Source organism: Roseburia sp. MSJ-14 (assembly GCF_018918225.1).
Lineage (GTDB): Bacteria > Bacillota > Clostridia > Lachnospirales > Lachnospiraceae > Petralouisia.
The window spans coordinates 33,607-46,763 of the sequence record NZ_JAHLQD010000019.1 but is presented as its reverse complement, the minus strand read 5'-3'; the positions used below and the strand labels follow the sequence as shown (position 1 = coordinate 46,763).

The following is a 13,157-nucleotide window of genomic DNA, read 5'->3' as shown; positions in this document are numbered from 1 at the left end:
ATTTTTTACAGCCACTTTATAATAGGGAAGTGACCGACCTTTGTATTTTACCACAAAATAGTGATTTGGCAAGGTTTTTCTGCATAAAATAGGGAAAAATGTTGCGATTTTGCTTTATTTATTTTTATAGATAATAAAGTGGAATCCTAAATTTTGACTTGTAAAGTAAAAAAGTGTCTGATATAATTTTTACTATACTATAATTGAGGAGGATATATCATGAGTGATGTTAACAATACTTTTGATAACAATGACCAGCAGATAAATGAGGGGCAGCAGAACCCAAATTATTCTTATGGAAATCAGCAACCGAATAATCAGCAGACAAACTATCAGCAACCAAACAATCAATATTCTTACGCAAATGGAAATCAGCCGTCCTGGGAACAGAATTATGGTTCCGGAAAGGGACAGGGAACTGGACTTGGAATCGCATCTATGGTTTGCGGAATTTTATCTATCGTACTGATATGCAGCACATATGTAGGACTTCCGATTTTGACATATGCAGCACCGGTTTGTGGTATCGTAGCGATTGTACTTGGAATTGTTCAAATTGTAAAAAATGAGAGCAAGGGAATGGCTATTGCAGGAATTGTGTGTGGAGCAGTAGGAGTGCTTATATTTGTAGCCTTAATTCTAATCGGATTGTGGGCTATTAATAGTGGATATTATGATAGAATATTAAATCAGTATTATAGTGGAGTGTAAAATACACTTTTAAAAACAGCCTGCAATGTCTTGACAAGAGATATTGCAGGTTTTATAATGTAAAAAGATTTTTGAAAAGACGATGACGAAGACAGTACGGTATTCAGGAACAGATAAGGTTCCTGTTATCAAACGTTTCAGAGAGCCGGGAGGGTGGAAACCGGTACTAGTAGAGAATATCGGAACATCACTTCCAAGTTGCCGGCTGAACCTGCCATATGGCACAAGTAGGTACGGACGGAAATTCCTCCGTTATGGGAATCGTGTATGCAAGGGTGACCTTAAGTACAATGTAACAGGTGGTAACAATGCATTTATAAGCTTTGTCCTTTTACAGGGCAGAGTTTTTTTTATGCAATAGGAAATTGTCGTAAACGACACCGCTCGGGCGCGAAAGAGCCCGACAAGCGGATTCTTTTATATAATGCAATAGGAAAGGAGCACATACAGAGTATGTATAACAAAGTCGATACCAATTTAAACTTTGTAGAAAGAGAAAAACAGGTAGAAGAATTTTGGAAAGAGAATGATATTTTTAAGAAAAGTATGGAAAACCGAAAAGAAGGAGAAACTTACACCTTCTATGATGGACCGCCAACAGCAAATGGAAAGCCACATATCGGACATGTATTAACTCGTGTTATTAAGGATATGATTCCAAGATACCAAACCATGAAGGGCAAAATGGTTCCTCGTAAAGCAGGATGGGATACCCACGGACTTCCGGTAGAATTGGAAGTAGAAAAAATGTTAGGTCTGGACGGAAAAGAACAGATTGAAGAATATGGTGTAGAACCATTTATCAAAAAATGTAAGGAAAGCGTTTGGAAATACAAAGGGATGTGGGAAGATTTTTCCGGTACTGTTGGATTCTGGGCAGACATGGAAAACCCTTACGTTACTTATGACAATAACTTTATCGAGTCCGAATGGTGGGCATTAAAAGAAATCTGGGATAAAAAGTTATTATACAAAGGATTTAAGATTGTACCATATTGCCCTCGTTGTGGAACACCATTGTCTGCACAGGAAGTTGCACAGGGATATAAGACAGTCAAAGAGCGTTCTGCTATCGTGCGCTTTAAAGTAAAGGGTGAAGATGCATACTTCTTAGCATGGACCACAACACCATGGACCTTACCATCTAACCTGGCACTTTGTGTAAATCCGGATGAGACTTACTGTAAAGTAAAAGCAATCGATGGATATACTTATTATATGGCAGAAGCTTTACTGGATAAGGTACTTGGTTCTTTATTAAGTAAGGAACAAAAAGAAGCTGGTGAAAAGGCATATGAAGTATTAGAAACATTCAAAGGAACAGATTTGGAATACAAGGAATATGAACCATTATTCCAGTGTGCCGCAGATGCAGCAGCGAAACAGCATAAAAAAGCACATTTTGTAACCTGTGACAGTTATGTAACCATGACAGATGGTACTGGTATTGTACACATTGCACCGGCATTTGGTGAAGACGATTCTAAGGTTGGAAGAAAGTATGAATTACCTTTCGTTCAGTTTGTAAATGGAAAAGGTGAATTAACAGAAGAAACTCCATATGCAGGCGTATTTTGTAAGAAAGCAGACCCAATGGTATTGCAGGACTTAGAAGATCAGAAGTTGTTATTTGATGCACCTAAGTTTGAACATGAGTATCCACATTGCTGGAGATGTGATACACCACTCATCTATTACGCAAGAGAATCCTGGTTTATTAAGATGACAGAAGTAAAAGAGGATTTGATTCGCAATAATAATACTATTAACTGGATTCCGGAAAGTATCGGAAAAGGACGTTTCGGAGACTGGTTACAGAATGTACAGGACTGGGGAATTTCCCGTAACCGTTACTGGGGAACACCACTTAATATCTGGGAATGTGAATGTGGACATATGCATTCTGTAGGAAGTATTGCAGAATTAAAAGAGATGTCTGACAATTGCCCGGATGAAATAGAGTTACACCGTCCTTATATTGATGCAGTTACTATTAAGTGTCCAAAATGTGGAAAGCAGATGCATCGTGTACCGGAAGTAATTGACTGCTGGTTCGATTCAGGAGCAATGCCATTTGCACAGCATCATTATCCATTTGAAAATAAGGAAGTATTTGAAAAACAGTTCCCTGCACAGTTTATTTCAGAGGCAGTGGATCAGACCCGTGGATGGTTCTATTCCCTGTTGGCAGAGTCAACCTTGTTATTTAATAAAGCACCTTACCAGAACGTTATTGTATTAGGACACGTTCAGGATGAAAATGGACAGAAGATGAGTAAGTCCAAGGGAAATGCAGTAGATCCATTTGATGCATTGCAGACTTATGGCGCAGATGCAATTCGCTGGTACTTCTATATTAACTCTGCACCATGGTTACCAAACCGTTTCCATGGCAAGGCAGTACAGGAAGGACAGCGTAAGTTCATGGGTACTTTGTGGAACACTTATGCATTCTTTGTACTGTATGCGAATATAGATGAATTTGATGCTACAAAGTATACTTTGGAATATGATAAATTATCCGTAATGGATAAATGGCTGTTATCTAAGTTAAACACCTTAATTACAGAAGTAGATAACAATCTTGGAAGTTATAAGATTCCAGAAGCAGCAAGAGCATTACAGGATTTCGTAGATGATATGAGTAACTGGTATGTCAGAAGATGTCGTGAACGTTTCTGGGCAAAGGGAATGGAACAGGATAAAATCAACGCATACATGACATTGTATACTGCATTAGTAACCGTATGCAAAACAGCAGCACCAATGGTTCCGTTTTTAACTGAGGAAATTTATCAAAACCTGGTTCGCAGCATTGATAAGGATGCACCGGAAAGTATTCATTTATGTGACTTCCCAGTGGCAGACGAAGCATTTGTAGATAAAGAATTAGAGAAAAATATGGATGCTGTTCTGAAAATTGTAGTAATGGGTCGTGCATGCAGAAATGCAGCAAATATCAAAAACCGTCAGCCAATCGGAAACATGTTTGTAAAGGCTCCGTATCAGTTATCCAAGTTCTTCTGTGAGATTATCGAAGAAGAGTTAAATGTAAAGAAAGTAACCTTTACAGATGACGTAAGCAGCTTTACAGATTATACCTTTAAGCCACAGTTGCGTACCGTAGGACCAAAATACGGTAAGTTCTTAGGTCAGATTCAGAAAGCATTAGCAGAGCTTGACGGAAATAAGGCTATGGCAGAATTGAAGGCAAAGGGTAGTCTGACACTTGACAGCGTGAGTGAAGAAGTTGTATTATGTGAAGAGGATTTATTGATTACCATGACTCAGCAAGAAGGTTATGTAACTGAAGGTGACAATGAAGTAACTGTTGTATTAGATACCAACCTGACAGAAGAGTTATTAGAGGAAGGATTTGTGCGTGAATTGATTAGTAAGATTCAGACAATGCGTAAAGAAGCAGGATTTGAAGTAATGGATAAAATTGCCATTTCTTATCAGGCAGGCGATAAAATCAGTCAAATCTTTGAAAAGTTCGGAGCACAGATTCAGTCAGAGGTACTGGGTGAGAAGATTACCGCAGGTGCAGTAACCGGATATGAAAAAGAATGGAATATCAACGGTGAGAAAGTAACACTTGGCGTAGAGAAAATACAATAAACTAAAAAGGAGAGTAACACTTTTTATCGGTGACTACTCTCCTTTTTCTAAAAGTGTCATTACACAAGACAGGAGAGAGGGTATTATGGAAAACAGAATGTTTGAAAAAGAGCAGTTTATACGAGAAGTCAAGGGAAATGTAAAGAATCTATATCGAAAGACATTAGAGGAAGCATCGGTACAGGAAGTATATCAGGCAGTTGCATATACGGTAAAAGATGTTATTATCGACCAGTGGCTTGCAACACAGAAGACTTTTGAAAAAGAAGATCCAAAGATTCTTTATTATATGTCTATGGAATTCCTTATGGGAAGAGCATTGGGAAACAACCTGATTAATCTGACCGCTTATAAAGAAGTTAGTGAGGCACTAAAAGAAATCGGATTTGATATTAATGCCATTGAAGATGAGGAGCCGGATCCGGCACTTGGAAATGGTGGATTGGGAAGACTGGCAGCATGTTTTATGGAGTCCTTAGCTACATTAGGATATCCTGCATACGGATGTGGTATTCGTTACCGCTATGGAATGTTCCGTCAAAAGATACAGGATGGATATCAGATTGAGGAACCGGATAACTGGTTACAGGATGGATATCCATTTGAACTGCGTCGTCCGGAACATACCTATGAAGTAAAATTCGGCGGATATGTGCGTTCAGAAATGAATGAACAGGGAAAAGTAAAATTTATCCATGATGGATACCAGTCGGTAAAGGCAGTTCCTTACGATATGCCAATCATCGGATATAACAATAATATGGTAAATACTTTGATGATTTGGGATGCAGAGCCGGTACAGTGCTTTGAACTGAATTCCTTTGATAAAGGAGATTACAAAAAAGCAGTAGAGCAGGAAAATCTTGCCAAGAATCTGGTGGAAGTATTATATCCAAATGATAATCACATTGCGGGAAAAGAATTGCGTTTAAAACAGCAGTACTTCTTTGTTTCAGCCAGTGTGCAGCGTGCTATAGCACGATATAAGAAGGATCATCCGGATTTGCGTAAATTACCGGAAAAGGTTGCAATTCAGATGAATGATACACATCCTACAGTGGCAGTAGCAGAACTGATGCGTATTTTGCTGGATGAAGAAGGCATGGAATGGGATGAGGCATGGGAGATTACAGGAAAGACCTGTGCATATACCAACCATACCATTATGTCAGAAGCTTTGGAAAAATGGCCGATTGAAATTTTTTCACGATTGTTACCGAGAATTTACCAGATTGTAGAAGAAATAAACCGCAGATTTATTTTAGACATTCAGAAGCGTTTTCCGGGGGATGACGGAAAGGTACAGAAGATGGCAATTATCTATGATGGACAGGTGCGTATGGCAAATCTTGCTATTGCAGCAGGATATTCCGTCAATGGTGTAGCCAGACTTCATACAGAAATTTTAAAAGAACGTGAATTGCATGAGTTCTATGAGATGTTCCCGGAAAAATTCAATAATAAAACTAATGGTATTACACAACGAAGATTCTTATATCACGGTAATCCGTTATTGGCAGATTGGATTAATGATAAAATCGGAAACGAATGGGTTACAAATTTACCACACATCGAAAAATTAGCAATTTATGCAGAGGATGAAAAAGCGCAGCAGGAATTTATGAATATCAAGTATCAGAATAAGCTGCGTTTGGCAGATTATATTTTGAAGCATAATGGAATCGAAGTAAATCCACGTTCTATCTTTGATGTACAGGTAAAAAGACTTCATGAATACAAACGTCAGTTGTTAAATATTCTGCATGTTATGTATTTGTATAACAAGATAAAAGAACATCCGGATATGGATTTTTATCCAAGAACATTTATTTTCGGTGCAAAAGCAGCAGCCGGTTATCGAAATGCAAAACTTACCATTAAGCTGATTAACAATGTAGCGGAAGTAATCAACAACGACAGAAGTATCAATGGAAAAATAAAAGTGGTATTTATTGAAGATTATAAAGTATCTAATGCAGAGTGGATTTTTGCAGCCGCAGATGTGTCAGAACAGATTTCTACTGCAAGTAAGGAAGCATCCGGAACCGGAAACATGAAGTTTATGTTAAACGGAGCAGTAACACTTGGAACCATGGATGGCGCAAATGTTGAGATTGTAGAAGAAGCAGGGGAAGAAAATGAGTTTATTTTTGGTATGAGTGCTCAGGAAGTTATCGAGCATGAAGCAAAAAGAGACTATGACCCAATGCAGATATTTAACAATGATCAGGAAATTCGTCAGGTATTAATGCAGTTGATTAACGGATTTTATTCCGGTAATGATTCTGAGTTGTTTAGACCGTTATACAATTCCCTGTTAAATACACAGGAAACACAGTATGCAGATACATACTTTATCCTGAAGGATTTCCGTTCTTATGCACAGGCGCAGGAGCGGGTAGAAGAAGCATATCGCGATGAAAAACGTTGGGCAAAGATGGCAATGTTAAATGTGGCTCATTCCGGTAAGTTTACTTCTGACCGAACCATTCAGGAATATGTAGATGATATTTGGCATTTAGATAAAGTAACGGTTGAAATGGAGTAGCAGGAGTACAAAAGTAGTTTTATGAGTAAGTTACAGATAAGAAATACCATACTGTTGTTCTTGACAGCATTTATCTGGGGTACTGCCTTTGTAGCACAGAGTGTAGGAAATGAATATTTAGGGCCATTTACCTATAACTGTGTGAGAAGTTTGATAGGAGGAGCTGTTCTCATTCCATGCATTTGGTTTTTGAGAAGGGTTGCTCCTTCTGATTCTAAAAAGAAAGAAAGTCCGAAAGATAAAAAACAGTTGTTGTTAGGCGGAATTTTATGTGGAATCTGTTTGTGTCTGGGAAGTAATTTTCAACAGATGGGAATTGCCTATACTACGGTAGGTAAGGCAGGATTTATTACGGCATTTTATATTATTATTGTGCCCGTTTTAGGATTGTTTTTAAAAAAGAAATGTACACCGTTTGTCTGGATTGGTGTTGGATTGGCGTTGGCAGGATTGTATTTTTTGTGCATAACAAAAGAGTTTTCTGTGGGAAAAGGTGACATGCTGGTACTCATATGTGCATTTTTATTTGCAATTCATATTTTAGTGATTGATTATTTTACGGAATATGTGGATGGTGTGAAAATGTCCTGTATACAGTTTTTGGTATGTGGAATATTATCGGCAATTCCTATGTTTCTTGTTGAAAAACCACAGATGACACAGATATTATCGGCATGGCAACCCATATTGTATGGTGGTGTATTGTCCTGCGGAGTAGCATATACGTTACAAATTGTGGGACAAAAAGGAATCAATCCGACGGTAGCATCCTTAATCTTAAGTATGGAATCTGTGATTTCTGTATTAGCAGGATTGGTTGTGTTACATCAACAGTTAAGTAAAAGAGAAGTGGCAGGTTGCGTGTTGATGTTTTGTGCAATTATTTTGGCACAGTTGCCACAGAAAAAAGAGAAAGTAGAGCAAGGATATGAAGAACCGGAAGAATAGAAAAAAACAAAAATTTGTCTTAGGGATAATGTTACTGGTACTTGGAATGTCTGTATTAGCCGGATGTAAGAGTGAAGAATCCCTAAAAAAAGAAAAAGAATATCGTAAGGCAGGAATCACTAAAATGGAAGAAGGCGATTATGAAGGTGCAGTAAAATCATTTCAAAAAGCACTGGATCAATCCCTTGCAGTAGTGGGAGATTTAGAGATTGATATCTGTTACTATAAGGCTGCTGCTCAGTATAAAAGCGGTGATATAGATGGTGCCATAGAGACATATCAGGCATTGATGAATTATGATAAGAAAAATGGAAATCCCTATTATCTGCGTGGGTGTATTTATCTGAAAGAAGGAGACACCGCAAAGGCAAAAAAGGATTTTGATAAGGCATTGGAGCTAAATTCCGGTGATTACGAGCTGTATGTTTCTATTTATGAAAATCTGAATGGCGTAGGAGATACAGAAGAAGCCGGAAAGATTTTAGACAAAGCGTTGAAACAAGGTGGAGAAAATGCCGAAGATTATCGGGAACGTGGACATATCTATTTGTTGAAAGGTGATTATGAAAGCGCCAGAAAAGAATTGGATAAGGCAATCAATAAGGAAGATATGAAAGCGTTGCTTTATATGGCAGAGGTATATGATGCACAGGGAAACACCTCTCAGGCACAGGCTTTATATGAGAGTTATTCTGCTCGTAACGGCTCCGATTCAGAGGCACTTACTACCTTAGGAAAAATGCAAATGGAAATGGGCAATTATCAGCGGGCGTTGGAGTTCTTCCAGAAGGCACTTGCAACCGATAATGTGATTAATAAGCAGGAGCTTCAAAAATATGAAATTATTGCCTATGAACAGTTAAAAGATTTTGCATCTGCCAGAGAAAAAATGGCAGCTTATGTACAGGATTATCCGGAGGATGCACAGGCACAGCGGGAATTTGTATTTTTACAGACCAGATAAAGAAAAGGTGCGCATTGTACCAATCGAACATCACAAGATACTCGATTGATGCAGTGTGCACCTTTTTCTATCAGTTTCGACTTAGAAATCCAGCTCTTTACAAGACTGACGTTTTACCAACTGGCAAGGAAGTTGAATCTTCATGGCAGTGGCTGGATGTAGTTTTAGGATATTAAATACAATATTAGCACCAAAGTTTCCCATATCATAAGCCGGTGCATGAATAGTAGTTAAAGGTGGCGAGGTAAAAGAAGAAAGACTGGTGTCGTCAAATCCCATAAGAGAAATATCTTCCGGTACCTTTATGCCATTATCATTAAGGGCGCGCAAAGCTCCAATTGCAATAGGATCGCTAGATGCCACAACTGCAGTTGGCAAATCGCCTGTTTTTATTAATTGAGTCATCATTTGGTAACCGGATTCCGTAGTGAAAGCATCTTCCAGTACATAAGGTTCGTAAGTAATATCATGATTTTTGCAATATTTTACAAATAATTTTTTACGCATGTCAGGAAAGAGCTGACGGTCAGCCAGATATTCTTTTCCGCCCAAAAAACCGATTTTAGTATGTCCAAGAGAAGTAAGATAATCCATACCGGTAGTTACTGCGTGTTCAAAATCCAGGGTGATAGTAGAAACAGAGGTATCATTTACAGGCATGTCCAGAAAAATAATACTGCTTGTTAATTCCCGGAAATGCTTGATTTCACCGGCACTGAACTTTCCGACACAGACCAAAGCATCTACAGATTTTAAAGCATCCATATAGTTCACATCAGCTTTATAAGTGCGGACAACGTGAATGCAGTTTTGCATGCAAAAGTCTTCAATTCCCTGACGAATCAGTAAATAGTAATTATCCTCTAATTCCTGCTGTGGGGAAAACCATTGAACAATTCCCAGAGTATAGGCAGAACGATTAGAGACTCTTGATTTTTTCTTATAATTTAAAGCATTTGCCGTATCTAAAACCTTTTGGCGTGTTTCAGGTGCTACATTCAAAGTGCTGTCATTATTTAAAATACGAGAAACGGTAGCAGAAGAAACACCGGCGGCTTGTGCAATATCCTTAATGGTAGCCATTTGGTATCCTCCATAAAATTCAATCTAAATAAAGTATAGCAAAAACAAAGAAAAAAGAAAAGAAAAATTTAGTAAATTTACTAAATTTTTTGTAGAGAGAAAAAAGTGAAAACAGATATGTTTTAAGTAAAAACAGAGAAAAGAAAGAAGTAGTAAAAACAACGTAAAATTTTACTAAAAATATTGACTGTTTACTAAATGTAAGATATAATAAGGTCATCAAATAATAAAAGGAAAGGGTGGGGCTAAAGATGCAGGAGACAAAGGTGTTATTGGGAGAAATCACTGCGGGACAGCAGGATAAAAGGTTAACAGACATATATGTAGACGATAAGGTGATTTCCTATCAGAAGGAACGTTATGAGAAGGCAATTTTAAAATTTGAAGAGTTATATGGAGCGGGTGAAGCAGAAATTTATAGTGCACCGGGCAGAAGCGAAGTTGGGGGAAATCATACGGACCATCAGCACGGAGAAGTGTTGGCAGCATCTATTAACTTAGATGCAATTGCAGTTGTAAGAAAAACTTCTGAAGCAGTGATTGAATTGCTGTCAGAAGGATATGAGAAGATAAGTGTAGACTTATCTGACTTGGAGGAGCGTAAGGAAGAAGAAGGAACTTCCGTTGGAATCATTCGGGGAATGGCATATAGTTTAAAACAAAATGGACATAACATCGGTGGATTTCAGGCATATGTGACCAGCGATGTGCTAAATGGTGCAGGAATGTCCAGCTCTGCGGCCTTTGAAACATTAGTGGGAACCATCATTTCAGGGCTTTACAACGACATGAAAATTAGTCCGGTTGAGATTGCTCAGGTGGCACAATATGCAGAAAATGTATTCTTTGGAAAACCATGTGGACTGATGGATCAGATGGCATGTTCTGTAGGTGGATTGATACATATTGATTTTGCTGACCCGAAGAACCCGATTGTAGAAAAAGTAGATGTAGATTTTGGGGCATATCATCATAGCCTTTGTATTACCGACACCAAGGGATCTCATGCAGATTTGACGGATGATTATGCATTGATTCCGCAAGAAATGAAAAAAGTTGCGAATTTCTTTGGAAAAGAGTTTTTGCGTGAAGTAGATGAAAAAGAGTTTTATCAAAATATTGCAAAATTGCAACAGGCATGTGGAGACCGTGCAGTACTTCGTTCCCTTCACTTCTTTGAAGAAGATAAGAGGGTAGAACAAGAAGTAAATGCATTGAAACGCGGAGATTTTGCAGAATTTTTAAAAACAGTAAAAGCATCCGGAAATTCTTCCTTTAATTATTTGCAAAACGTGTACACCAACAAAGATGTACAAAATCAAGGAGTTTCCATTGGTCTTGCAGTCAGTGAGACTATTTTGGGAAATCATGGCGTAAGTCGTGTGCATGGTGGTGGATTTGCAGGAACCATTCAGGCATTTGTAGCGGATGATTTTGTAGAGAACTATCGTGAAATGTTAGACAGTGTATTTGGCAAAGGGGCTTGCCATGTATTAAAAGTCAGACCGGTTGGTGGAATAAAAGTGATATAGTGTATAGAAGGGACGGAGATTAAAATGGTATATGAAGCAATTAAAAAGTTGGTATGTTATGGCTTGGAAAATCATTTGATTTCAGAGGAAGATAGAATTTTTACAACGAATCGTTTATTGGAAGTATTAAAGTTAGAAGAATACGAAGAACCACAAGAAGAATATAAAAACATAGAATTAGAACCAGTATTAAAAGAGTTATTGGATTATGCTTATGAAACAGGCGTATTAGAAGAAAATGGGGTTGTGTATCGAGATTTATTTGATACAAAACTAATGGCACAGTTAATGCCAAGACCAAGCGAAGTCATTGAAAAGTTTTGGGATATTTATCATAATAAAGGTGCAAAAGCAGCTACTGACTGGTATTACAAATTAAGTCAGGACAGTGATTATATTCGCCGTTATCGTATTGCAAGAGATGTAAAATGGAAGGCTGAGACAGAATATGGAGAAATTGATATTACCATTAACTTATCTAAGCCGGAGAAAGATCCCAAGGCAATTGCAGCGGCAAAAAATGCAAAACAAAGCGGTTATCCAAAATGCCTGTTATGCATGGAAAACGAGGGATATGCAGGAAGAATCAATCATCCTGCAAGACAGAATCATCGTATTATTCCGGTGACAATTCAAGGCAGTAAGTGGGGATTCCAGTATTCTCCATATGTATATTATAATGAGCACTGTATTGTGTTTAATTCAAAGCATATACCAATGAAAATAGAGCATGGTACATTCTGCAAATTATTTGATTTTGTAAAACAATTCCCGCATTACATTGTAGGTTCTAATGCAGACCTTCCAATCGTAGGTGGCTCTATTTTAAGTCATGACCATTTTCAGGGAGGTAGCTATGAGTTTGCCATGGCAAAGACTCCGGTAGAACGCGAATTTAACGTAAAGGGATTTGAAGATATTCAGGCTGGAATTGTAAAATGGCCAATGTCAGTTATCAGACTTTCCGGAGAGGATACAGAACGCATCATTGCATTAGCGGATGTCATTTTAAATGCATGGCGTGGTTATACCGATGAGGCAGCGTTCATTTTCGCAGAAACCGACGGAGAGCCTCACAATACCATTACACCGATTGCCAGAAAACGTGGTGACAAATACGAACTGGATTTGGTATTGCGTAATAATATTACTACCACGGAACATCCTCTGGGCGTATATCATCCACATGCAGAACTTCATCATATCAAAAAGGAAAACATTGGACTAATCGAAGTTATGGGATTAGCAGTACTTCCGGCAAGATTAAAGGGTGAAATGGAAACCTTAGCAGATGCTATGGTAAACGGTAAGGATATTCGTGCAGACGAAACCATCGAAAAACATGCAGACTGGGTAGAAGAGTTTTTGCCAAAGTATGATAAAGTGACAAAAGAAAATGTAATGGAGATTCTCCATAAGGAAATCGGTCTGGTATTTAGCAAGGTATTAGAGCATGCAGGCGTTTATAAGAGAACAGAAGAAGGTCAGAAAGCATTTGATCGTTTTATTGATTCTTTGAATGCGTAAAAAGTGTATCTAATAAAAAATCTTGACATATGATACCAAAAAGCATATGATAAACCTAGTTAAGTAAAGAAAGGTGCGTGAAAAGATGATTATTATTTCCTGTTAATAAAACGAATAAAAGAAGCATATCAATGACGGAGAGTGCAGTAGTATGCCCTCTTTGTTGGAGTACATTGGTATGCCCCGTTTGACAGGAAATTCTAATATCTTTTATCACGAAGTA

Annotated in this window: 9 protein-coding genes; 8 read left to right on the top strand and 1 reads right to left on the bottom strand. The window is 38.0% G+C overall.

Annotated features, from left to right (window positions below):
* Positions 1 to 219: 219 nt before the first annotated feature.
* From KQI83_RS07820 to KQI83_RS07795, 6 genes are all read left to right on the top strand, one after another.
* On the top strand, positions 220 to 711 hold the full coding sequence (locus tag KQI83_RS07820) for a DUF4190 domain-containing protein (RefSeq protein WP_216556365.1): 492 nt from the start codon (positions 220 to 222) through the stop codon (positions 709 to 711).
* Between the two features lie 82 nt (positions 712 to 793).
* Complete coding sequence (locus KQI83_RS07815; protein ID WP_216556363.1) at positions 794 to 1,072, top strand: hypothetical protein; 279 nt, start codon at positions 794 to 796, stop codon at positions 1,070 to 1,072.
* A gap of 92 nt (positions 1,073 to 1,164) precedes the next feature.
* A complete protein-coding gene (gene ileS, locus KQI83_RS07810) occupies positions 1,165 to 4,332 on the top strand; it encodes an isoleucine--tRNA ligase (RefSeq protein WP_216556361.1) in 3,168 nt (1,055 codons plus the stop codon).
* A gap of 85 nt (positions 4,333 to 4,417) precedes the next feature.
* A complete protein-coding gene (locus KQI83_RS07805) occupies positions 4,418 to 6,880 on the top strand; it encodes a glycogen/starch/alpha-glucan phosphorylase (protein ID WP_216556359.1) in 2,463 nt (820 codons plus the stop codon).
* A 21-nt stretch (positions 6,881 to 6,901) separates the two neighbouring features.
* Positions 6,902 to 7,828, top strand: a complete 927-nt coding sequence (locus tag KQI83_RS07800; protein WP_216556357.1) for a DMT family transporter — start codon at positions 6,902 to 6,904, stop codon at positions 7,826 to 7,828.
* Positions 7,809 to 8,792, top strand: coding sequence for a tetratricopeptide repeat protein (locus KQI83_RS07795; protein ID WP_216556355.1), 984 nt, complete (start codon positions 7,809 to 7,811; stop codon positions 8,790 to 8,792). Before KQI83_RS07800 ends, KQI83_RS07795 begins: the two co-directional genes overlap by 20 nt.
* A gap of 81 nt (positions 8,793 to 8,873) precedes the next feature.
* Here KQI83_RS07795 and KQI83_RS07790 read toward each other — a convergent pair whose 3' ends face one another.
* Positions 8,874 to 9,875, bottom strand: coding sequence for a LacI family DNA-binding transcriptional regulator (locus tag KQI83_RS07790; protein ID WP_216556353.1), 1,002 nt, complete (start codon positions 9,873 to 9,875; stop codon positions 8,874 to 8,876).
* 251 nt (positions 9,876 to 10,126) lie between these two features.
* Here KQI83_RS07790 and KQI83_RS07785 point away from each other — a divergent pair, with 251 nt between their 5' ends.
* The gene (locus tag KQI83_RS07785) at positions 10,127 to 11,407 is read left to right on the top strand and encodes a galactokinase (RefSeq protein ID WP_216556351.1); all 1,281 of its coding nucleotides are present in this window, start codon (positions 10,127 to 10,129) and stop codon (positions 11,405 to 11,407) included.
* A 24-nt stretch (positions 11,408 to 11,431) separates the two neighbouring features.
* A complete protein-coding gene (galT, locus tag KQI83_RS07780; protein WP_216556349.1) occupies positions 11,432 to 12,934 on the top strand; it encodes a UDP-glucose--hexose-1-phosphate uridylyltransferase in 1,503 nt (500 codons plus the stop codon).
* Positions 12,935 to 13,157: the final 223 nt, after the last annotated feature.